Annotated in this window: 18 protein-coding genes, 1 tRNA gene and 1 pseudogene; 10 read left to right on the forward strand and 10 right to left on the reverse strand. The window is 54.7% G+C overall.

Annotated elements, in window-relative coordinates:
- Window positions 1–158: 158 nt before the first annotated feature.
- From AVO44_RS07730 to miaA, 5 genes are all read right to left on the reverse strand, one after another.
- Complete coding sequence (locus AVO44_RS07730; RefSeq protein WP_068334920.1) at window positions 159–2,246, reverse strand: dipeptide ABC transporter ATP-binding protein; 2,088 nt, start codon at window positions 2,244–2,246, stop codon at window positions 159–161.
- Window positions 2,247–2,338: 92 nt separating this feature from the next.
- Window positions 2,339–3,802 (reverse strand): ABC transporter permease, encoded by a 1,464-nt coding sequence (locus AVO44_RS07735; RefSeq protein WP_068334923.1) that lies wholly within the window; start codon window positions 3,800–3,802, stop codon window positions 2,339–2,341.
- A gap of 13 nt (window positions 3,803–3,815) precedes the next feature.
- Window positions 3,816–4,862: an ABC transporter permease gene (locus tag AVO44_RS07740; protein WP_068335310.1), complete on the reverse strand. Its 1,047-nt coding sequence runs from the start codon at window positions 4,860–4,862 to the stop codon at window positions 3,816–3,818.
- Window positions 4,863–4,997: 135 nt separating this feature from the next.
- Window positions 4,998–6,668: an ABC transporter substrate-binding protein gene (locus AVO44_RS07745; protein WP_068334924.1), complete on the reverse strand. Its 1,671-nt coding sequence runs from the start codon at window positions 6,666–6,668 to the stop codon at window positions 4,998–5,000.
- Window positions 6,669–6,988: 320 nt separating this feature from the next.
- The gene (gene miaA, locus AVO44_RS07750) at window positions 6,989–7,882 is read right to left on the reverse strand and encodes a tRNA (adenosine(37)-N6)-dimethylallyltransferase MiaA (protein ID WP_068334928.1); all 894 of its coding nucleotides are present in this window, start codon (window positions 7,880–7,882) and stop codon (window positions 6,989–6,991) included.
- Between the two features lie 97 nt (window positions 7,883–7,979).
- Here miaA and pyrH point away from each other — a divergent pair, with 97 nt between their 5' ends.
- The 9 genes from pyrH to AVO44_RS07795 all read left to right on the forward strand — a co-directional run bounded on the left by pyrH (window position 7,980) and on the right by AVO44_RS07795 (window position 18,765).
- Window positions 7,980–8,732, forward strand: coding sequence for a UMP kinase (gene pyrH, locus AVO44_RS07755; protein WP_068334929.1), 753 nt, complete (start codon window positions 7,980–7,982; stop codon window positions 8,730–8,732).
- A gap of 269 nt (window positions 8,733–9,001) precedes the next feature.
- Entirely contained in the window at window positions 9,002–10,534 is a 1,533-nt protein-coding gene (locus AVO44_RS07760) for a BCCT family transporter (RefSeq protein WP_233421950.1), read from the forward strand.
- Between the two features lie 217 nt (window positions 10,535–10,751).
- Entirely contained in the window at window positions 10,752–12,173 is a 1,422-nt protein-coding gene (locus tag AVO44_RS07765) for a cryptochrome/photolyase family protein (RefSeq protein WP_068334935.1), read from the forward strand.
- 69 nt (window positions 12,174–12,242) lie between these two features.
- Window positions 12,243–13,451 (forward strand): SAM-dependent methyltransferase, encoded by a 1,209-nt coding sequence (locus AVO44_RS07770; RefSeq protein WP_068334938.1) that lies wholly within the window; start codon window positions 12,243–12,245, stop codon window positions 13,449–13,451.
- 16 nt (window positions 13,452–13,467) lie between these two features.
- Window positions 13,468–13,908, forward strand: a complete 441-nt coding sequence (locus AVO44_RS07775) for a TrgA family protein (protein WP_068334941.1) — start codon at window positions 13,468–13,470, stop codon at window positions 13,906–13,908.
- A gap of 33 nt (window positions 13,909–13,941) precedes the next feature.
- Window positions 13,942–15,057, forward strand: a complete 1,116-nt coding sequence (locus tag AVO44_RS07780; RefSeq protein WP_068334944.1) for an NUDIX domain-containing protein — start codon at window positions 13,942–13,944, stop codon at window positions 15,055–15,057.
- 70 nt (window positions 15,058–15,127) lie between these two features.
- Entirely contained in the window at window positions 15,128–16,162 is a 1,035-nt protein-coding gene (locus AVO44_RS07785) for a cysteine synthase A (protein ID WP_068335311.1), read from the forward strand.
- On the forward strand, window positions 16,162–18,585 hold the full coding sequence (locus AVO44_RS07790) for a DUF3772 domain-containing protein (protein WP_068335315.1): 2,424 nt from the start codon (window positions 16,162–16,164) through the stop codon (window positions 18,583–18,585). Before AVO44_RS07785 ends, AVO44_RS07790 begins: the two co-directional genes overlap by 1 nt.
- Window positions 18,586–18,675: 90 nt before the next feature.
- Window positions 18,676–18,765 (forward strand) — tRNA-Ser (locus AVO44_RS07795).
- Window positions 18,766–18,832: 67 nt separating this feature from the next.
- On the opposite strand, the gene AVO44_RS21690 is transcribed toward AVO44_RS07795, so the two are convergent.
- Together AVO44_RS21690 and AVO44_RS21695 are read right to left on the reverse strand one after the other, a co-directional pair.
- Window positions 18,833–19,066, reverse strand: a complete 234-nt coding sequence (locus AVO44_RS21690) for a HupE/UreJ family protein (RefSeq protein ID WP_068334946.1) — start codon at window positions 19,064–19,066, stop codon at window positions 18,833–18,835.
- A gap of 50 nt (window positions 19,067–19,116) precedes the next feature.
- The gene (locus tag AVO44_RS21695) at window positions 19,117–19,410 is read right to left on the reverse strand and encodes a HupE/UreJ family protein (protein WP_068334948.1); all 294 of its coding nucleotides are present in this window, start codon (window positions 19,408–19,410) and stop codon (window positions 19,117–19,119) included.
- 308 nt (window positions 19,411–19,718) lie between these two features.
- Here AVO44_RS21695 and AVO44_RS21560 point away from each other — a divergent pair.
- Window positions 19,719–19,835: pseudogene (locus AVO44_RS21560) on the forward strand (IS6 family transposase); the annotation flags it as partial.
- A 97-nt stretch (window positions 19,836–19,932) separates the two neighbouring features.
- Here the strand turns inward: AVO44_RS21560 and AVO44_RS07810 are convergent.
- The 3 genes from AVO44_RS07810 to AVO44_RS21700 all read right to left on the reverse strand — a co-directional run bounded on the left by AVO44_RS07810 (window position 19,933) and on the right by AVO44_RS21700 (window position 22,753).
- Window positions 19,933–21,504 carry an SGNH/GDSL hydrolase family protein gene (locus AVO44_RS07810; RefSeq protein ID WP_068334951.1) on the reverse strand — a complete coding sequence of 524 codons (1,572 nt, stop codon included), beginning with the start codon at window positions 21,502–21,504 and terminating at the stop codon, window positions 19,933–19,935.
- 321 nt (window positions 21,505–21,825) lie between these two features.
- The gene (locus AVO44_RS07815) at window positions 21,826–22,494 is read right to left on the reverse strand and encodes a 4'-phosphopantetheinyl transferase family protein (protein ID WP_068334954.1); all 669 of its coding nucleotides are present in this window, start codon (window positions 22,492–22,494) and stop codon (window positions 21,826–21,828) included.
- 133 nt (window positions 22,495–22,627) lie between these two features.
- Window positions 22,628–22,753: a hypothetical protein gene (locus AVO44_RS21700; protein ID WP_267885762.1), complete on the reverse strand. Its 126-nt coding sequence runs from the start codon at window positions 22,751–22,753 to the stop codon at window positions 22,628–22,630.
- Window positions 22,754–23,030 lie beyond the last annotated feature (277 nt).

Genomic DNA, 23,030 nt, shown 5'->3' on the forward strand with positions numbered 1-23,030 from the left:
CGGCGGCCTGCCGTCCGTCGTGACGCCGAGTACTCTGACGTCGGACGCAGATTGCAAAACCTCTCAATCCCAACAAACTGCCCGCCAATCACAGAGTTGCGTTGGACAAAAAAGGGCACCGGCTCAGCGCCAGCGCCCAATTTGTAGAATGCTTACGTCTATTCCGCTGCGATTTTGATGACTGGCTCCATCCGGGCTAGCACATCTTCGGCCAAATGACACTTTATCTGATGCCCATCGGCCAATGTTTTAACCGGTGGCACGTCCTTTTCGCACAAGCCGCCGGGGACCTCGGATTTCCAGCGACAGCGGGTTTGGAATGGGCAGCCCGGTGGCGGGTTCATCGCCGATGGGATATCGCCCTCAAGCACAATATGTTGCTTTTCGATAGACGTATCCGCAATGGGCACCGCGCTGAGAAGCGCTTCGGTATAAGGATGATAGGGCGGGGAAAAGACCTGATCGGTCGAGCCCAGTTCTACAACGTGCCCCAGGTACATAACCATCACCCTGTCGCTTAGATAGCGGACAATAGAGAGGTCATGGCTGATGAACAGCAAAGTGGTCTTATGCTCGCGCTGAATCTCCATCAGCAGGTCTGTCACTGCCGCTTGGACTGACACGTCAAGGGCCGAGACCGGCTCATCCGCCACCACGATCCGCGCGTCTCCGGCAAAGGCGCGGGCAATTCCTACGCGCTGCTTTTGTCCACCGGACAGCTGCCGCGGCATGCGATCAGCAAAGGCGCGAGGCAGTTTTACCAAGTCCAACAATTCCAGCATCCGTTGCTTTCGCTCGGCTTCTGTATTGCCAACGCCGAAGATTTCAAGCGCACGGATGATCTGGCGCCCAACAGTCATCGACGGGTTCAGGGTATCAAAGGGGTTCTGAAACACCATCTGAACCTCACCCACCGTTTTGGCATCGCGTTCTTCGATTGGCACAGCCTCGATATTGCGATTGTCCAGCAGGATTTGCCCGTCCGTCGCCGTTTCCAGCCCCATCAGAACCTTGGCAAAGGTCGACTTTCCACAACCGGATTCACCCACAATGGCAAGTGTTTCAGATTCGTGCGCCTCGAAACTGAGCGTTTCGTTGGCTTTCACAACCTTGGTTTCACCACCGCCGAACAAGGCATTTGCAGCCACCTCATAGTATTTCTTGAGGTTGTCCATCTTCAGAACAGTACGGCCAATTTCGGCCTTTTCCTTTTGCTCGGCCACTGTGATCGGAGCGTTCCAGTCGATCTCTTGGAACTTCAGGCAGCGCGTGTGATGGCGGTCATTGCCTGGCACCGGCTCCATCAGAATGTTTTGGGCGTCGCAGCGGCCTTCTTCGAAATAGTCGCAGCGCGGGCCAAAGTTACATCCTGGCGGGCGTTCATGGGGCAGGGGAAAGTTACCAGGAATGGCCACCAGAGGACGGGCGTTCTTATCTGCCCCCGGGAGAGGGATCGAGCGGAACAGCGCCTGAGTATAAGGGTGCTGCATTTCGTCGAACACGTCCTTGATCGAACCACGTTCGACCGCCTCACCGGAATACATCACGCAGAGCCGATCGCAGGTCTCCAGAACCAGCCCAAGATTGTGCGAAATAAACAGCATCGAGGTGCCGTATTTCTTACCCAAATCTTTAACCAGTTCGACCACAGCAGCCTCGACGGTCACGTCCAAGGCGGTCGTCGGTTCATCAAGGATCAGCAGCGACGGCTTGGACATCAGCGCCATCGCGATCACGATCCGTTGCTGCTGGCCGCCTGACAGCTGATGCGGGAAGGAATTCAGCATACGTTCAGGATCGGGCAAGCGCACATCGGTGACAACCTCCAGCGCGCGGGCATAAGCCTCTTCCGCGCCGACGCCTTCGTGGATCATTGGCACTTCCATCAGTTGCCTGCCGATCTTCATGGCAGGGTTCAGCGAGGCCATTGGTTCCTGATAGATCATCGCGATTTCGTTGCCGCGTATATCACGCAATTCGTCTGACGTCATCTCGGACAGATCGCGGCCTTTAAACTTGATTGTGCCACCAACGATTCGGCCATTCTTGCCTAGATCCTGCATCACACCCAGCGCCACGGTGGACTTGCCGCAACCGGACTCACCCACAAGCCCTACAGCCTCACCGGGCTGCACGCTGACCGAAAAATCCATTACGGCCGGTATTTCCCGTAGGCGAGTAAAGAAGGAAATCGACAGCTTGTCGATTTCAAGGATCGGGCCGTCATATTCCGCCAGTTTGTTCATCTGTGTTTCTCCTCACCAGACAGCGGGAAGCCCCTTCATCTGGCTAAAAATATCCCGGGGGTCCGGGGGCAGAGCCCCCGGCCTCTATCACATCAGTCCTTCAAACTTTCCTCGCGCAACCCGTCGGCCAGCAGGTTCAAACCCAGAACCAGCGACAACAGCGCAAACGCAGGGGGAAGGGCCGGGTGGAGATAGATCGAAAGAAGCTTGCGCCCCTCATTGATCGTTGAACCCCAATCCGGGCTTTCCGGTGGCAAGCCCAGCCCGAAGAAACCCAAGGTTCCCAGAAGGATGGTGGTGTAACCAATCCGCAGGCAGAAATCGACGATCAGCGGACCGCGTGCATTTGGCAGGATTTCCCATAGCATGATGTACCATGGCCCTTCACCGCGGGTCTGTGCGGCCGCCACGTAGTCACGTGTTTTGATATCCAGCGCCAACCCCCGCACGATGCGAAACACCGTAGGTGAGTTCACAAATACGACTGAGACAAACACAACAAGGATACCACCAGGGATGTCAAAGAGATCCAGATAGGTTGGCAGGCCCCAGATTCGATAGCTGTCGGTGTTGATGATGAAACCACTTGTCGAGATCAGCGACAGGTAAAGCCAGATCGCTACACCTAGCACCCCGATCAAGAGCGGTGTGCGGAACTTAGGCCGCGTGTAGTAACGCGAGTTCAGCAACACACCGATGAACAGGATCGGGAACAGGAACAAAACGGCGGCCATATAGTTTGGAACACCTGTTGCAACGATCTCTGGAGTTACCAGCAGATAGAATAGCAAGATCACCGGGAAAGCCAGGATCAGGTTCGCCAGAAACGACAGGAACGTGTCCAAACGGCCCCCGTAGTACCCGGCGGGCAACCCCAAAGTAATGCCGACCATAAAGGCAAACAATGTGGCCAGCGGCGCGATTTGCACCACGATCCACGCCCCTTTGACCATACGGCTGAATACATCGCGCGCAAGGTTGTCGCCGCCCAGCAGATACCAGGCGTATTCGCCCTCTTCCGCGGTTGGCAAGGGCGTTCCGGGGACTTTGTTTTTCATCCCCGAAAGCTGCACCAACGGATCATGTGTAACGATCAGGTCCAGCGCACCAAAAATGCCGGTGAACACCCAGAACATCACAAGACCAAAGCCGATCATGCCAATGGGACTATCGAACAATTTGCCGTAAAGGCCCAGACGCCGTTTAAAGGCAATTGACATGGCGTACAGGATAATCAGCGACAGCCAGACAGGCAGAAACTGCTGTGATACTGCGCCCACGATCCCTGCACTGGTGCCCATCACAATGCCAAGCACGATGTAAGCCAAAGCTAGCGCAACACAGGCGATAAAGCTAAAACGCAAAGCGTTTTGCGTTAGTCCGCGCAGGCCAGAACCCGAGCTGACCGTGCCATCCATGTTGATGCTCAACGGCGCTTCGGGCAAAAAGATACTCCCCACGATCCAGATCACGATGGACAACAGAAGCGCCGCGATTGCGATCATCAGCAGTGGGTTCAGGAAGGCGATAGAGCCGGTCCAGGTTAGCGGTTCCATGATCTATCCCTCCTTACGAAATGCGAATGCGCGGGTTGAGGTACACATAGCCGATATCCGAGATCAGCTGCGTGACCAGCACAACAAAGACCGACACGACCGAGATAGCCAACAGCAACTGTATGTCGTTGTTGCCTGCCGCCTGAACCAGTGCCCAGCCAAACCCTTTGTAGTTGAACAGGGTTTCAACAATCACGACACCGTTCAGCAGCCATGGGAACTGCAGCATGATGACGGTGAAAGGCGCGATCAGTGCATTGCGCAGCGCATGTTTCATAACGATGTTCGGAAAAGACACGCCTTTGAGCCGTGCGGTGCGAATATATTGCGCGGTCATAACCTCGGTCATGGACGCGCGCGTCATTCGGGCAATGTAGCCCATGCCGTAAAGGGCTATGGTAAGCACCGGGAGAAAGAAATTCTCAAAGGTTGGATTGTCCATTGCCTGCGTTGCGGTGCCTTTGAACCATTTCAGGCCTACGGTGGACGAAGTGAAGATCGCGATGAAGATCACGCCCGATACATATTCCGGCGTCGCCGTGGTTATAATGGAGAATGTAGACAAAGACCTGTCCAGCGCCGAACCTTCGCGCATCCCTGCCAACACGCCAACGATAAGGGCAGACGGCACCATCAAGACAAGGACCCAGAACATCAGATATCCGGTATTTCCAAGTCGTTTTCCGACGATTGTTCCAACCTCATCCTTGAAAACGGTGGAGTAACCCCAGTTGCCCTGCAGAACACCGCAGTACCTAGGTGTGTTTTCCTCGGTCGATCCGGGTCGTGTACAGGTCCCTACGAACGTGCCGTCGTCCAGCGTCTTTGTGAACCCCGGAACCACGCCCAACCACTGACCGTATTTGACCAGCGTTGGTTGCAAGTAGCCCCGATTTCCCAACCAGGCTTCGACCTGTTCGTCGGACATCCGCTGGTTCCCTTGGGTTTTTGCCAGCTTTTCAAGGTTCGGATAGAGGTTGGTCAAAAAGAAGACCACGAAAGTCAGGCACAATGCTGTCAGCAGCATGACGCCGAACCGTCGGAGGATAAATAGTCCCATGTTGGCCCCTGTTGTTCGGGTGCTCCGCAGATCATTGGACCATTGCATGGCCTCGGACATCCGACCCCGTGTCGGCTTGTCTGCGGCTGGAAAGGGGCGCCCAAGTCAGGCGCCCCGTCGATTGATTGGCAGATTTTAGGCTGCCCAACCCCACTTGTAGTGGTGGTGTTCGAACGACACATGCATGTCAGTGCCCACAAGACCGTCTTTCATGTGACGATAAAGCGAACGCCAGTACGGCTGTACCGTTACGCCTTCTTCCTGGATCATCGCTTCGCCCTTGGCAACAACCTCGCGACGCTTGTCGGCATCGGCGATAGCCAGTGCTTCGGTTAGCAATGCGTCGAAATCTGCGTTTGCCCAGCCGAATTCGTTCCAAGCTTCACCCGAACGATAGGCCAGTGCCCAGATCTGCACACCCAGTGGTCGATGGTTCCAGTTGGTCGAGCTGTAGGGATACTTCGCCCAATCATTCCAGAAGGTGTTCCCCGGCAGAACGGTGCGTTTCACGTTAATGCCCGCGTCGCGCAGCTGGGCGGCGACGGCATCGGTGGTGTTGCGGCGCCAATCATCGTCGATCGAGATCAGTTCGTGCTCGAAATCGGCCATACCGGCTTCTTCCATAAGCTTACGCGCCCCTTCCGGGTCCACTTTCTGCGGGGGAAGTTCGAAGTAATCCGGGTGGATCGGACCGACATGGTGATTTTCAGCAGGCGCGCCGCGGCCACCATAGCCAAGTTCCAGGCAAACCGCATTATCGACTGCCATTTGCAAAGCCTGACGCACACGCTTGTCTGCATAAGGCTGCTTACCGTCGATTTCCGCCAACTGGTTCGGGCGGATCACGATCGTGTTCATCGTGACAACTTCGGATTTGACATAGCCCAAGCCGTCCATCACGTCGATGAATTCGCCCACTGACTCATACAGCATGTCCACTTCGTCTGACTCAAGCGCGGCCAGCCATGCAGACGGGTCGGTGCCGTAGTCGATATATTCGATTGAATCCAACGCTGGGCGGCCAAATACTTCTTCGCCCCACCACGTGTGGTCTCCGTTGCGAACCAGAACGGCTTTAACCCCGACCTCAAGTTCGCTCATCAGGTACGGCCCTGTGCCAACGTTATTCAACAGGTCTGTTTCGCTGAACGAGCTGTGAACGATCGCGGCGGGATAGTCGGCCATGCCTGCGATAAGAGAAATATCCGATGCTGGCAGGTTCAGCTTAACCGTAGTTGCGTCAACAACTTCGATTGCGCCTTCAATGGCCTGACCGCTATCAGCATCGATCAAGGTTGCGAAACGACCAGCCATCGAGTTTGTCTCGGAACTCTTGTCGCACCAGCGGGCGATGTTGCGGGCTACATCGTCCGCAGTGAAGTCATCGCCGTTGTTCCACTTGACGCCCGGACGCACTTTCAATGTGTATTCGGTCGCGTCTTCGTTAACTTCCCAGCCTTCCAGCAGCATGCCGCGGAACGTACCGTCCGAGTTATACTCGACCAGATACTCCAGTGTGCCGCGTGATACGTTGGCAATCTGCGACCAGTCGTAAGTGCGCGGGTCTTTCAGCGCACGAACTTCCATCTGCACGCGCAGGGTGCCGCCTTCTTTTTTGGCGTCCTCGCCTTCAGCATGCGCAGGCGCAGCCATGCCGATCATTCCATATGCCGCCGCAGCCGTAACACCCAGACCGGTGGCCCGGGTTAGAAACTCACGCCGGCTTAGTTTGCCATCCCGATATTCCTGAGCATGCATTTCTGCTGCCCAGTGAACCGGTGCTCCGGTGAAGGTTTGTTTTTGCATTAAGGTCTCTCCCTGTGACACGTATTTTTATTGAAGAAGTTCGGAACCTATCAGACCGGAGCGCACCGGCTAGCGGGTTCCTGGAATTCTTTTTGGATACTCAACATCCCCATACGACTATTGCGCCCTAGATTTCCGATTAGGTCAACGTTCGAATTCGTCATTCAAGACACAAAAACGACATGATCAAGAGTGTTTAGGCCACCTTTTCGCTTATTCGTCAGATTCCTACTTTGTACACTGTCGTAAACCGACAGTATTGGTCCGATTGGGAATCGATGCAAGGAGGGTACAGAAAAAAATATTAACATCATGACGTATCATTTTGAGAAATATAACTGATTCCAATTTCGCATTCGTGACCGGAACCATGTGCGTTGCCGTTTGGCGAATTGGCGGGTGGCGATTGTCGCCCGCTCTCGGGCGGCCTCAAGTGTCACATCACCGTTTAAATGCGCCATCAACTCTGGGACGCCGATGGCTTTGAATACGGGCATTGACGGATCATAGAGATCACGCATCGCCGCGACCTCTTGCAAGGCACCATTGTCAATCATCTGATCAAATCGTCGTGCTATGCGATCAAGAAGCCAGTGTTTGTCAACGTCAAAGAGAATTGGCACCGTATCTGCGAGATCAAGAACCGGGGGCGGCGTTTCGGATTGCCAGTTGCTCAGGCTTCGCCCGGTGGCGAGCTGCACCTCCCATGCGCGTTGTACGCGGGCGCGGTTCTGTACATCGATCCGGTTCAGCGTGTGTTTGTCAACGCCAGAGAGTAACTCGCTCAGTTTAAGTTGGTCAGCTTCGGCCCGGATTTCGGGCGGGGTGGGCGGGATGTCAGCCATGCCTTCGGTCAGTGCCGAGAAATACAACCCAGTGCCGCCAACGATGATGGGGCGTCGATCTCCTTTCAGTACAGTCTGAACCTCGCGAAGCCAGTGGCCGGTCGAGTAGGTCTGGTCATAAGCGACGTGACCATAAAGAAGATGCGGGGCGCGGGCCTCTTCTTCAGCCGATGGCCGGGCTGAGATCACCCGCCAGCAGTTATAAACCTGGCTCGCATCCGCATTTACGATTACCCCTCCAAGCGCCTCGGCAATCTGCAAGGCCAGCGCCGACTTGCCCGAGGCTGTCGGCCCTGCGATCAACACAGGTTTTTCGTCGGGAATAGTTGGAAGTCGGTCCCAAATCTGCGATCTGTCGTCATTGATCATCCGGGCCGCCCTTTATCCTCAGTAATCGCATTGAACCTGCGAAGCTTTTGCTTCATTTTGCGCCGGAAAATAAACCCGTGCCAGCCCGGAGCGCAACATGAGCCTTTCCCAAACCGTCGAAACCGCCGAGACGCCTAAGACAAAGTACAACCGCGTGATGTTGAAAATCTCGGGAGAGGCGCTGATGGGGGACCAGGGATTTGGTTTGCATCCACCGACCGTCCAGCGGATCGCGCAAGAGGTTAAGTCGGTTCACGATCTTGGCGTTGAAATCTGTATGGTTATCGGTGGCGGCAATATCTTCCGTGGTCTCAGCGGCTCGGCGCAGGGGATGGAGCGGACGACCGCCGATTACATGGGTATGCTGGCCACCGTGATGAACGCATTGGGCATGCAATCGGCGCTAGAGGAAATAGGGGTGTTCACCCGCGTTATCTCGGCCATTCGTATGGATGAAGTGTGCGAGCCCTACATCCGCCGCCGCGCTGTGCGACATCTTGAAAAGAAGCGGGTTTGTATCTTTGCCGCCGGAACTGGCAACCCTTATTTCACGACGGATACAGCAGCGACCCTGCGCGCCAATGAAATGGCGTGTGAGGCAATCTTCATGGGTAAAAACGGCGTTGACGGGGTTTATGACAAGGACCCCAAAATCCACGAGGATGCGGTTCGATATGATGCCGTAACATATGATGATGTTCTGACCAAACGGCTGCGCGTGATGGACGCATCAGCGATCGCCCTGGCGCGCGACAATAATCTACCGCTTATCGTTTTTGGACTTGATGAGCCGGGTGGATTCCGCGGCATCCTGGCGGGTGAAGGAACATATACCAAGGTTCAGGGGTAAAACATCTCAGAAACGCTGGATATGCAGGCCGGGTGTTGGACCCGGTCTGTTTTGACGTGAAATTACACCATTTTCAGGACACGGCATTCCACCGACCAGACATCTCGCAATCTGCGAAATGTGTCGGTTTCAAGTAATATGTGGTCTTCTCAATTACATCTTCGTGGCGTGGAATGTCGGATGTCCTGCGAACTAAGTAGTGGAAGGAGGGACAATTGTCCGACAATACAGAGACCGACTATGAAGTCGGCCAGGACAACGTTCAGATCATGGGTCTGGACATACACAACCCCGTCTTTGCTGTTTCAGGACTGACCATCATTGCATTTGTTTTCTTCTCGTTGGTTTTCCGCGAGCAGGCGAGCGAATTCTTTGGGTGGCTTCGACCGGCCCTGACCAGCAATTTCGACTGGGTTTTCATGATTGCGGCGAACATTTTCGTCGTGTTTTCGCTGCTCCTGATCGTAACCCCATATGGCTCGATCCGTTTAGGTGGTGATGATGCCAAGCCGGACTACAGCTATATAGGTTGGTTCTCGATGCTGTTTGCTGCGGGTATGGGGATCGGATTGGTGTTCTGGGGCGTTGCCGAGCCGATATCGCATTACGGCGCGTCACTGGGCGGCGTTGCCGTCGGCGAAGACGGGGTGCGCACTGATTGGGCACCACTTGGCGCGGGTCTCGATGATCCAGAGGCTTCGAAAAAACTGGCGATGGCCGCAACCATTTTCCACTGGGGTTTACACCCGTGGGCTGTTTACGCGGTTGTCGCGCTGGCGCTGGCATTCTTTAGTTTCAACCGCGGCCTGCCTCTGACCATGCGGTCGGTGTTCTATCCGTTGTTCGGTGAGGCGACCTGGGGGCCGCTGGGTCACGTTATCGACGTTCTGGCAGTGTTTGCGACGATCTTCGGTCTTGCAACATCCCTCGGACTGGGCGCAACGCAAGCGTTGGCAGGTCTGAACTACCTGTTCGATGTTCCGATCACGGACGGGATGAAAGTGCTGTTGATCGGTCTGATCACGGCTTTTGCCCTGATCTCGGTCGTTGCGGGATTGGACAAAGGTGTCAAGCGGCTGTCCGAAGCCAACATGATCCTTGCTGCTGCCTTGCTTTTGCTGGTGCTGATCGTCGGCCCGACCGTTGCAATCCTGATTGGTTTCTTCGACAGCCTGTTCGAATACGTTGTTGCTTTGCCTGCGCTTTCGAACTGGGTCGGTCGCGAGGACACCAACTTTATGCAGGGCTGGACCACCTTCTATTGGGCATGGTGGATTTCCTGGTCACCGTTTGTTGGTATGTTCATTGCACGCATTTCTCGCGGCCGCACCGTGCGCGAATTCATAATCTGCGTACTTGTGATCCCAACGGTTGTTGGCGCTTTGTGGATGAGCGTGTTTGGTGGTGCCGCCCTTGATCAGGTGCTGTCCGGTTCCGGGCAAGAGCTTTCGGACGCTGCGCTTGAACTGAAGATGTTCAAGATGTTCGAAGCTTTCCCGATGACCGGCCTGCTGTCCTTTATTGGTGTTGTGCTTGTTGTCGTATTCTTCGTCACCAGCTCGGATTCCGGATCGTTGGTGATTGACACGATCACGGCTGGCGGCAAAACCGACGCCCCAACGGCCCAGCGTGTGTTCTGGTGCGTTCTTGAAGGCGCCATTGCCATCGTTCTTTTGCTTGGGGGCGGACTGGGCGCGTTGCAGGCTGCGGCCATCGCGACAGGCTTTCCATTTGCTATCGTCCTGATGCTCATGTGCGTTTCGATCTTTATCGGCTTGGCGAACGAAAAGCGTCGCCGCTGATAGCGCCAACCAGCTAAGAAAGCCCCGGTCAGTTGCCGGGGCTTTTTTCATGGCGGGGTGGCATACAAAGTTGTCTCTTCACTGACCATGCGAGGCCCAAGTGGCATTCGTTGTGTGCGTGTGATGACCAAAATTAATCAATTAAGTTGTTATCTTGACGCAGTTTTGTGATCCGTTTTCCCTTGCTTTGCGTAGTGTTGAAAAAGACCGGGCGGACATGGAAAACAATCAAACACCGATCATAATGTGGTTTCGTCGGGACTTGCGCCTGTCTGACCATCCTGCATTTGCTGCGGCGGCTGAAACCGGACGTCCTATTCTGCCGATCTTTATCTTGGACAACGTTGCGCAAACGCTCGGCGCGGCGCCGAAATGGCGGCTGGGTCTGGGGCTTGAGGTTTTTGCGCAGTCGCTTAAGAAAAACGGTAGCGCACTGGTTTTGCGCAGCGGGGATGCCCTGACCGTTTTGCAAGACCTGATAGAGGAAACGGGTGCCAAAAGCGTGTATTGGTCACGCGCCTATGATCCTGACAGCATCAACCGAGACAAGCGCATCAAATCCGCACTGACCCAGCAAGGTGTCGAAGCAAAGTCATTTGCCGGACACTTACTGTTCGAGCCCTGGACCGTGGAAACAAAGTCAGGTGAACCGTATCGCGTGTTTACGCCCATGTGGCGGTCCGTTCAGGGGCGGGACATCGCTTCACCCGATGCTGCACCGAAGATTTCTGCGCCGACGGAATGGCCAAAATCAGAGGATCTGAAAAAGTGGCAACTGGGCGCGGCGATGAATAGGGGTGCAGCCGTGGTGGCCCCATATGTGCGCCCCGGTGAAGATGCAGGTTTTGAGGCTCTGCACGGGTTTCTGGATCGAATTTCAGACTACGGCGACAACCGGGACCGGCTAGATAGGGATGGAACTTCGAACCTGTCGGAATACCTTTCGTTGGGTGAAATCGGGCCTCGCAGTGTTTGGCATATTGTCCAGCGTGCTGCGATGAACGGAGTGCAACGAACAGATGCGTTTCTGCGTCAATTGATCTGGCGCGAGTTTGCCTATCACCTGATGTATCATACCCCGCAGTTGGTCAGTGAAAACTGGAAGCCTGAATGGGAAGCGTTTCCTTGGAATACGGACACAAGCCACCCTGAGGTTGTGGCGTGGATGCAAGCGCGGACAGGCATTCCTGCCGTCGATGCCGGGCTTCGGGAAATGTATGTAACTGGCCGAATGCACAACCGCGCGCGCATGATCGTCGCGAGTTATCTCACCAAACATCTGATGACTCACTGGAAAATCGGCATGGACTGGTTTGCCGACTGTCTGATTGACTGGGATCCGGCCTCAAACGCGATGGGATGGCAGTGGGTTGCTGGGTCCGGTCCGGATGCCTCGCCGTTCTTTCGCATTTTCAACCCAGTGACGCAGCAGGAAAAATTTGACCCCAAAGGGGCGTATATCCATCGATGGATTGCCGAAGGGGAAGCCGAACCCTCGGAAACTGCGTTGGCCTACTTTGAGGCCGTTCCGCGTTCCTGGGAGTTGGATCCAACCGCATCCTATCCGAAACCAGTGGTAGAACTTGCCGCTGGACGTGCACGGGCCTTGGAGGCCTATGAAGGCAGAAAAACCGGGTAACAAACTGAAAACTTGCCAGAAACACAAACTCGGCCTAGCCTGAATAAGCGGTCGCACAGGGGAGCGCGGATGATCCTTACAACTACCGATGGGCAAAAAGACCTGCCCAGATACTTTGTACAAGTCTTTAAGATGCTGAACGGGATGGACTCGGGGCGGCTGGATATAGCTCTGCCCGACGGGCGGGTTTTCCGATCCGAAGCGGCAAAGCCCGGACCGGTGGCACGCGTCGACATCCATAACCCTGACGTTTTCGCCCGACTGGTCCGTGAAGGCGAACTGGGTTTTTCAGACGCCTATCTGGAAGGCGACTGGAGCACCCCTGATCTACGTGCTTTCATGGATCTGGTGCATTTGGGCACCGAGACGGTCTATGATGATTTTACCGGTAAATTCCTGGTGCAAGCCTACGAGCGCCTGCGCTTTTGGCTGCATCGCAACAGTCGTCGCCAAGCGAAGAAGAACATCTCGTATCATTATGACTTGGGGAACGATTTCTACAGCGTATGGCTGGATGAAACGATGACTTACTCCAGTGCACTTTTTGAAACGGGGCAGGAAAGTCTGGAAAAGGCCCAAACCGCGAAATACGCCAGCCTTGTGGATGAAATGGGCGCCAAAGCCGGGGATCACATTCTGGAAATCGGGTGCGGATGGGGCGGTTTCGCCGAATATGCCGCAAAAGAGCGTGGCCTTCGGGTCACAGGTCTGACAATCAGTCAGGAACAGCTTAAGTATGCGCAGCAGCGCATTGAAAATGCTGGTCTTTCTGATTTGGTACAGTTCAAACTACAGGACTATCGGGATGAGCGGGGTCAGTATGACGGTATCGCGTCGATCGAGATGTTCGAGGCGGTCGGACAGAAATATTGGCCGGTGTATTTTGACACGGTTCGCGAACGTCTGAAACCGGGCGCGCAGGCAACCCTGCAGATTATCACCGTTGCAGATCATCGCTGGGATATTTACAAAAACGGTGTTGATTTTATTCAGAAATATATATTTCCCGGTGGCATGCTGCCAGCACCATCAGTCCTGAAACAACAAGTAGCAGACGCGGGATTGAACGTCGTGAAATCCCGCGAATTCGGCAAAAGCTATGACCTCACGCTGCGCCGCTGGTACGAGACGTTCAACGACAAATGGGACGAAATTTCCGAAATGGGCTTTGACGAGCGTTTTCGCCGCATGTGGAACTATTATTTAACAGCATGTGGCGCGGCCTTTGACACTGGCAACTGCGATGTGACACAGATCACTATAGCAAAACCCAGTTAACAAAGGGAAAAACCGAATGCCCAGTGCTCCGCGTCTTGTTGCTGCTGTGTGCCTGTTGGTTGTGGCTTTCATTGTTTCCACGATGATCATCAATAACGGGGATGAGGGCAAAAACTATGGTTGGTTCACATACGTCAACATGCTGATCGGTGTGGTTTGTGGCTGGAAAATCATGGGCAAGCGTGTTGGCCGCGGCTGGACCGCTGCGGTAAACAACGGAATTGCGGGCGTGCTATCAACGGTATTCTGGGCCCTGTTTGTTCAGGGTAGCTATGAGATGTTCCGCCTTGCCATGCGCCATCGTTTTGACGGTCCATTTGAAGCCTTGATCGCGATTTTCCAGATTGGTGTCGAGTACAGTAAACAGCTTGTTGCACCGGAAATCCTGTGGACTTTGGCGATCGGAGCTCTTATCGCGGGTCTTGCAACCGAAGAAGCTGGCCGTCGTTGGCGGTAAACTCACACGCTGAAAAATCGAGTCGTAATTCTGGTGTCCGATTTATTCTTTTACGGTACGCTCCGGTATTTGCCATTGCTGGAAACTGTGCTTGGTCGTTCTGCCTCGCAATTGAATATCGCCGAGGCCAGCTTGCCGGATCACGCGGTATACGGCGTGCAGCGGCAGGCGTTTCCGATGATTGTTCAGGAAAAAGACAGTAAGGCTAGCGGTCTGCTGGTGCGTGGTTTTGGTCAGGAAGACTTGAACCGTTTGGCGTATTACGAGGGCGGGTTTGATTTCGATCTCAGCGTTCGGGATGTTTGTCTTGCAGACGGCTCGCGGGCCGAAGCCAGCGTATTTTTCCCTGAACCCGGTCTATGGCAGCCGGGTGCCTTGTGGTCGTTACAGGATTGGGTGGATGAATGGGCCGAGGTTACGTTGCTGGCCGCGCAAGAGGAGCTCGCTTACTACGGCCGACTTGATGCAACCACCGTATCCCGCAACTTTGCACCGATCCGTACCCGCGCCTGGGCCAAGCTGGCTGCGCGCAAGCGACGGGCTGGTGATCCGCGCGACACGATGAAGGACGTTATCGTAAAAGAACATCGGCGCGCCTATCTCAGCTATTTCGGCATGGAGGAAATAGAACTGCGCCACCGCCAGCATGATGGCACAATGGGCCCGCTTTTGCATCGCAGCGGATTGATGCAGGGGGCTGCGGTGGTTGTTCTGCCTTATGACCCGGTACGTGATGCCGTTCTGCTGGTAGAACAATTTCGGACGCCCGTGTTTCTGATCGAGGACCCCGAACCGTGGATGTGGGAACCGGTGGCGGGCATGATCGACCCCGGCGAAACTCCGGAGCAGGCTGCGCACCGCGAAGCACTGGAAGAGGCCCAAGTTAAGCTAAGTTCATTGGAATGTGTAGGTGGCGCGTATTCCTCAAGCGGGTCATCGACCGAATACATCCATCTGTACGTAGGATTGTCTGATTTAAACCAAACCATCGACAATGGTGGGCTAACGTCAGAGGGTGAGGATATCCGCACGCAAATCTTGCCCTATGATACCTTTATGCAGCGGGTCGATAACAACGAGTTTAAGGATTTGCCCCTGCTGGCTTTGGCCAATTGGCTGGCCCGAAACCGCGACCGTTTGCGCAGGTAAGGATCGCTGCTTGTGGTTGCCGAACGGCAACTGTAAATCTTCAATGAAACGTAAAGAAAATGAGGGCGCCATGCGCATTGCACGAGACCTTGCCGACGCAGTCGGGAAAACACCCCTGATCCGGTTAAAGCGCATCAGTGAAGAGACCGGTTGCGAGATTTTTGGCAAGGCCGAGTTCATGAATCCGGGTCAATCCGTAAAAGATCGCGCGGCGCTTTACATCATCCGCGATGCAGTTGCCCGTGGCGAGTTGAAGCCCGGTGGCACAATTGTCGAAGGAACAGCAGGCAACACTGGTATCGGACTTGCGCTTGTTGGGGCGTCAATGGGGTTCAAAACCGTGATTGTGATCCCGGAAACGCAGTCCGAAGAAAAAAAGGACATGCTGCGCTTGGCGGGCGCGCAACTTGTTCAGGTTCCGGCTGCGCCTTACCGAAACCCGAACAACTTCGTTCATTATTCGCGGCGTCTGGCCGAAGAACTTGCGCAGACCGAACCGAATGGTGCGATTTGGGCCAACCAGTTCGACAACGTGGCCAACCGTCAGGCCCACGTGGAAACCACGGGTCCTGAGATTTGGGAACAAACAGGTGGTAAGGTTGACGGCTTTGTCTGTGCCGTGGGCTCTGGCGGTACGCTGGCCGGTGTGGCCGACGCCTTGCAGCCCAAGGGCGTAAAGATCGGTCTGGTTGATCCGATGGGTGCTGGCTTGTACTCGTACTATACCACCGGTGAAATTGCGATGGAGGGCAGCTCGATCGCCGAGGGTATCGGACAGGTTCGTATCACCAAGAACCTTGAAGGCTTCAAGCCGGACTATGTATATCAAGCCACTGATAACGAGGCGCTGCCGTTGGTTTTCACCCTTTTGCGCGAAGAAGGCCTGGTTATGGGCGGGTCGACCGCCATCAACATGGCGGGCGCGGTGCGATTGGCTAAAGATCTGGGGCCAGGCCACACCATTGTGACGATCCTGTGTGACTATGGAACGCGGTATCAGTCCAAGCTGTTTAATCCCGAGTTTCTGCGCGAAAAGGAACTACCGGTTCCTGATTGGATGACCGAAGCCCCGCGCAGCATTCCCGGCGTGTTCGAGGACGTATGATGCTACGGCGGGTTCGCCTGTTTTTTACGCTCTTCCTGGTGTGTTTTGCCATGCTGGGCGGCCCGGTGGCCGCGCAGTTAACTGATCGGCAAAGCGAATATTATCAGGGTTGGTTAAGCACGGCGAACCGCGCCGAAACGGTCATTGAGGCGAACCGCGCTTCGAACGCGGCTTTAGAAAACCTGCGTTCGGAAATTAATGGCTACCGGGAAGACTTCAACAGGGCTCGAGGGGCAAATACAGAGCGAATTCAAACGCTTCAGAGCCAGCTTGACGCTTTGGGTCCCAAGCCCGAGGGTGACGCGATTGAACCCGAAGACATCGCAAACATCCGAGCGCACCTTGAGGAGCAACTGAATAGTCTGCGTGTTCCGCGCATAATCTCGGAAGAAGCGTTTAGCCGTGCCAACGGGCTGATCAGTGAAATCGATCAAATCATTCGGCATCGCCAAACCAAAGAACTGCTTGAGCGTGGACCTTCCCCGATCAATCCGGCCTCTTGGGGTCCGGCGTGGACGGACGTCAAGAACGCTCTGAGAAGTTTGGTGAATGAAACGATCGAAAACCTGCGAACGGATGTAGTACACGAACAAATTCGCGAACGCGGGCTGGTGATTTTCGTTTTTGTCGCCATTGCGACTGTTTTACTGATGTTTGGCCGTAGGTGGTCAGAGAGGGGTGGAGACTACCTACGTCGTTTGGGCGGCTCTGGGTCCGGCGTCTGGACGTTCGTTATCTCTTTGCTGCGCATTGCGCTTCCGTGGCTTGGGGTTTTGGCGGCAGTTGTGGCCGTTAGCCTGACCGAAGTATTAGGTGTTCGGGGCGCATTACTGCTGGAAAAAATCCCTTTTTGGGCGGCAATCATCCTGTTTTACGATTGGATTGGACGCCAGATCTACCTCATCGGTGAGGCGCAGGGATTCAAACAACTATCAGCCGCCAAAATCAGGGAACTGCGTGTTTATATTGATCTGCTCGCCCTGATGCTGATCTTGCACGAATTGACAATCCTGTTTCAGGAAATCGAGAATGTGTCGGATACGACGCGTGCTGTTGTTAGCTTCCCGGTTGTAGTGGTCACGGCATTGCTTCTGCTTCGGGTGCGGCATATCCGGACAGCCGACATCCAGCACGACGCATCGGATACGAGCGGTGCGACGCGGGCGGCCGGATTTGGCCAACTGGTGGAATTCCTGCGACGTGCTTTGTTTATTCTGGGTATCACAACGCCCGTTCTCGCGGTTTTTGGGTATACAAACGCGGCAGAGGCTATTGTTTTCCCCGCAGTAAAAACGCTTGTTCTGATTGCTGCCTTGGTGATTTTTCATCGGTTTATCACTCAGGTTTACGGCTGGATCACAGGGCAGGACGAGGCTGTTTGGGATTCATTATTCTCGGTTCTGGTGGGTTTTGCGCTTGCGATTCTAGCATTACCCGTTCTTGCGCTTTATTGGGGTGCGCGCGAAACGGACCTGCTTGAAGCCTGGACAAGACTTTTGAGGGGCTTCGATGTCGGCGGCGTCACGATCTCGCCCAGTAACTTTTTCACTTTCCTAATCGTCTTTCTAATCGGCTATGGCCTTACCCGAATGTTGCAGAGCGGACTGCGGAATTCGCTGCTGCCGAAGACGAAAATTGATCCGGGCGGACAGAACGCGATTGCAGCGGGTACTGGATATGTAGGGGTCTTCCTTGCAGCGCTGGTGGCGATCATGGTGGCTGGGTTCGATCTGTCGTCTCTGGCGATTGTAGCTGGTGCGCTGTCGGTTGGTATCGGTTTTGGTCTGCAAACCATTGTTTCAAACTTTGTCTCGGGCATTATCCTGTTGGTTGAACGCCCAATTTCAAAGGGCGACTGGATCGATGTGAATGGCATGATGGGGTATGTGCGCGATATCTCGGTCCGGTCCACACGGATTGAGACCTTTGACCGGACCGACCTGATTGTTCCCAACTCGGACCTGATCAGTGGTGTGGTCACGAACTACACACGAGGCAATACGATCGGTCGGGTCATTGTGCCTGTGGGCGTGGCCTATGGGACCGATACAAGACTGGTTGAGAAAATTCTGGGCGACGTAGCCAATTCGCATCCAATGGTGGTGGCCAACCCAGCCCCAACCGTAGTGTTTCAGGGGTTCGGCGCAGACTCTTTGGATTTTGAAATCCGGGCCATTCTACGTGATGTGAATTGGGTACTGTCTGTAAAGTCCGACATGAACCACGAAATCAACCGACGGTTCGTCGAGGAAGGGATCGAGATTCCGTTCGCCCAACGTGATGTCTGGTTGCGAAACCCAGAGACGCTGCAGTCGAAAGGTTCGACGCCTGATGCAGACAAGACACCGCCTGAGCAGTCGAAGACAAAGCCAATTGACATGAGCGAGACCGATCTGTCGGAAGGTGACGGCGACGAGATTTAGGCGCGTGTGTGGCGGAACGACGAAAGCCTGAAAAATCGGTGTAATCGCCCCTTGCAAATCAGTTGGCGATGGTCCAAACATCGCGCTCACGGAGAGGTGGCCGAGTGGTCGAAGGCGCACGCCTGGAAAGTGTGTAGGCGGGAAACCGTCTCCAGGGTTCGAATCCCTGTCTCTCCGCCACTTGCCCCATCTCGGACAGCAAACCCGTTCCTTCCCTATTTTTCGGACGCCTGGGCTATGGCAACCGTCAAACAGACGACAGTAATCCCGTGAGCTGGCGCGATTTCCTCGTAATATCTCCGGAGGTTCCATCACGCGCTTCGGTTCGATTTCGCAATAGCTCGATCAACGGCCAGACAGCCATGACGATCAAGTGTTGAGCAACTTCAACGCTGATATTGAATGCAAGCAGGCTTTGCCAGGCATTGGGGGCGTCTATCTTCAGGATATTTTGCAACATGAACGCAAAAATCGAAACCATGTAAAAGCCCTAGCAGCACAGTCATTTTTACTGCGCTTGCATTGCTGTTTCTATTCCCCATTGGTCTCGAAACTACGTGGATCGCGGCGTAAAATGATCAAAGGTGCGATCAAAGCTTCGACAGCCGGAATGAACCACGAGATTTGTGGCGCAAGCCCGAAGTACGCCATGACCAGGGTGACTGAATGACCCACAGTGAAGCCAGTTGCACGTGCCACGAGAGCACGCAGCGTTGCCGCGCTGAGGATCATGCAGATCACGAAGAGCAAATGGTCGCGTCCCTCGAGAACGTGTCTGATGCCTTTAAAAATAAAGGCGGAAGCGGCAGAGGCTGCCAGGCCCATTACTTCATTCGGCTCCAGCAGTAGCCCCCGAGCACGATAGGTCCGGGTAACGCCCACCGATAGTCCAGCAGCAGGTTCACCGTGTTTTCCTGATCAGGCAGATCTGGCCGGGCGCTTGAGGATATTCGGCAAGCGGCGGCCTCTGGAAAAGAAGGGTCGCAAGGCCGGGTTCCGATACCACGGGGTGTAATCTCACTGCTCCCACAGGAGCAGCCGCCAGTCGGGAGTCGGTCTCCACCCGAAGGTTCTTTGGCAGCGATCTGCCCTAAACCCAGTGGATCAGCGCGCAGCGCGTCCGCGTCGACAGGATGCATCGGCTCCTAAACAACCTATCGCCATTTAGCTATTTCAATACCGGCCCTGAATCCATTCGCCTGGCGGTGATGCTGTACGCCCGCTTTCCGCTACCGCTCCGCAATGCCGAATAACGGGAGGTATTGCTGTCCAAGCGTAGACTGGTTCGAATGCGTCCGACCTGACTATGGAAAAGAAATAGAAATGCAGACGGTGAGGCGGCAGAAACTAGGCGACCAAATCCGCAGAGGAAGGCGCGGATATCACGCCCCAATAGTCGGCTTCAAGGAACCAATCGAATGCGGAAAGTTCGGTTGCAATGGACTGGCGTCCTTCGATGGCAAGAATGGACTCGACCCCGGCCACTGTGATGCCCAACTGCGCCAGCAGTTCAGACGGGTCATCGGAACTGGCAACGAATTCGGAATAGGCCGCCTCATCAAGAACGAGATAAAGGGTGTCCTGACCGCTGCCTCCAACAAAAACATCGCTCGAAGGTGTTTCATCCCCACCGATCAGAGAAGGTTCGATGAAGACAAAGATATCGTCGGACGCACCGCCGAAGACGATGTCGCTGCCAAGACCGTCCGTGATGACATCACGACCATCGCCGCCGACCAAAACGTCATTTCCAGCACCGCCACCCAGAATATCATCGCCTGGGCCGCCGAACACAGTGTCGTCATCACGCCCGCCCTGAATGATATCATTTCCGATGCCACCGTTGATGATGTCGTTTCCAGTACCTCCGAAGACCACATCGTTTCCCGGTCCGACATTGATCCGATCATCGCCACCCAGCCCGAAAACTCCGTCCGGTCCGGAACCTGAATTGAAAACCGACGCGTCATCGTCCAACAGTACCGTGTTGCCCCCGCGAAAGACGAACTCGGAATATGCCCCCCAAAGCTGATGTACCGTTTCCGCCGGGTGCAGCATATCCCACGCAAGAACCTGATCGCTGTCAAAACTGCTTCCGTCAATCAAAAGGTCGAGTTTGTCGGCAACAATCCCAAAGCTCTCCGGATCTTCCAGAAGGGCGGACGTCACTGCAAAGAAATCCAGCACGCGAACATCGCTGCCACCAGTGGTCTGGGATTGCACCAGCGCAGCGAGACCCTCGTTGAAGGTATCGACCAGCAACCCAGCAAATTCCTGGGTGGCCATAGATAAACTGTCGAATTCAGGAAACAATCCCGTTGGCGGCAGGGTGGCCAGATATACAGTCTCGACACCGGCCTGTGTAAGCCTGGCGGATGCCTGGCCGATTTCCGCCAAAATGGCATCGACTTCCGAACCCAGAAGCGAAAACAATTCTTCAACGGTGGCCCCTTCTTGTGCCTCGGCCTGGTCGACAAGCGAGTTGAGGTCATTGCCGCCAATCAGAATAACGCCGGCAGAGCCTTTCGGAACGCCTGCGCTCGCGTTCCGTTCGAAGTTATCGATCTGAGTTTCGAGGTCGATTATGTTTTCCAGAACATCCCTGCCAATGGTTCTGGCGGCCGCGAAAGCGTAGTTTTCAACCTCGAACCCGCCTAGCGTGGCGGTGTATTCGGGATGTGTGAAGGCATTTGTGATTGCGCGCTCGCTGCCGAACTCGGGAAAGTTTGTCAAAATAACTTGCTCGGAAATCCTCTCACTCAGCGCCTGCAACTGGGCGAGCGGCACGACTTCTCCGAACCTTTCGATCAAGTCGGAAAGTATGAACGAGCTGAGAACCGAGGTCAGAAGTTTGAACGCATTTCCAACGTCCGTCAGACTGTCCCCGAAATAGTATATGCGCGAGAAACTTGTGCTCATTGGTGTCTCCGTTTCGATTGAAGCCCGAGACCGCAGGAACCGATTCTGTTCACTTTTCACTGCACAGTTCTTTCAGAAATCCTAAAGGACCGAGGAAAGAAATCAAGAGCACTGCCAGTTTGCAGTGAGACACGCGGCTTCGCGAGTTTGGAAGGCAATTCCTGTTTCGCTGGTTCGAAGTCGTCGGTCTTGTTTGTTGCCCAAAGCACGCCGAAGCGTGCTGGTGTCCCAACTCTCTCCGAGTGAATTGGTAGCGGCACGAATTAAAAGACAGGCTTACAGGCTAAACAGAGACGTGTTCGAATTCGTCTTGCAAAACCTTCATGATGGTCCTGCCTGAGCGACGATTGTAGCGATAATACCGTCGCTTACATCCCAACGCCCGCGCAGGTTCAAACTGCCGTCAAGGAGTATGCGTGCATTAAACGTTTGATCCTCAGCGTTAAATTCCAATGACGCGTCTGAAAAATCGAGAGAGGTTTGCCGTACGGGATACCAAGCCTTGAACACCGCCTCTTTGGCGCAAAAAAGAATGCATCCGTTCAAAGGTGCGCGGGAAATCCACTCGTGTTCATGCCCATGTGCAACTACCTGCGCAACCTCTGCCGATATGGGTTCGGCAGGTTCAGCATCGATACCTAGCCAATCGGTTTGAGATTTTTCGCTGACGGCACACGCGACGTATTCGCTGCAGTGCGTGATTGAGCCCCGTACACCTTTTGGCCAATCAGGTGCGCCAGAAGGCAAGATCCCGAGATGTGGGACATCACGTCCGATCCGGGCCAAAGCTGCATGCGCGCAAGACCGGCCGGCCATGTGATCACGCTGACGCTTGCGCACTGCCCGCTGAACGTTCGACGCATAGCGCTGATCCAAGTCCGCCCAAGCTGTCGCGCCGAAGCGTTCCACGACGGTTACGTCGCTGGATGCGAGGCGACTGAGTAGACCCAGCCTGTCAGTAACAGCCTTCGATCTGCTGTTGTCATTCATCGCGGTTAAGGCGCGACCAGAACGCCGACGGAGGTCGCCCTTTGTCGTTCTTTTGAGTTAACTCTCTTTGACCTTGGGGTTTCGACGACATTTCTACTCCGCGCAACGACTCAACTTTCAGACGGCCTTAGTGTCACTGATAATGTGATTTAACTGTCGTGTTGCAAAGCACGTTAAACGCCGTTTTCGGGACCTTACCGGTCATCGCGGTGTTGGTGGCTGACAGGCGCAGGTCAGGATGCTTGCTCAATTCAGTCATTAAACTGGGACGGTATCTTCCGCGCGTTGAAACCGGTCCGGTCGATTGAGATTTCACGCGTCTCAGACGCGAATCGATTCGTTGAAAAACGGATATTGGGTTACCTTAGGTAAATGCGGGGTGCTCAAAACCTAGGCATTCACGCCAAGAGTGCAATCATCGGGCCGGTTTTTAACACGACCATCGCTGCGTCTACCACGACGATTTGCAGAATGCATTTTTGTATTGAATTGAAAAGATTGGATTTCCCGGTTTCTGAATTCTTCATGAGGTCTTT

Origin of the sequence: Ruegeria profundi, from assembly GCF_001507545.1 — a bacterium.
GTDB classification, from domain to species: domain Bacteria; phylum Pseudomonadota; class Alphaproteobacteria; order Rhodobacterales; family Rhodobacteraceae; genus Ruegeria; species Ruegeria profundi.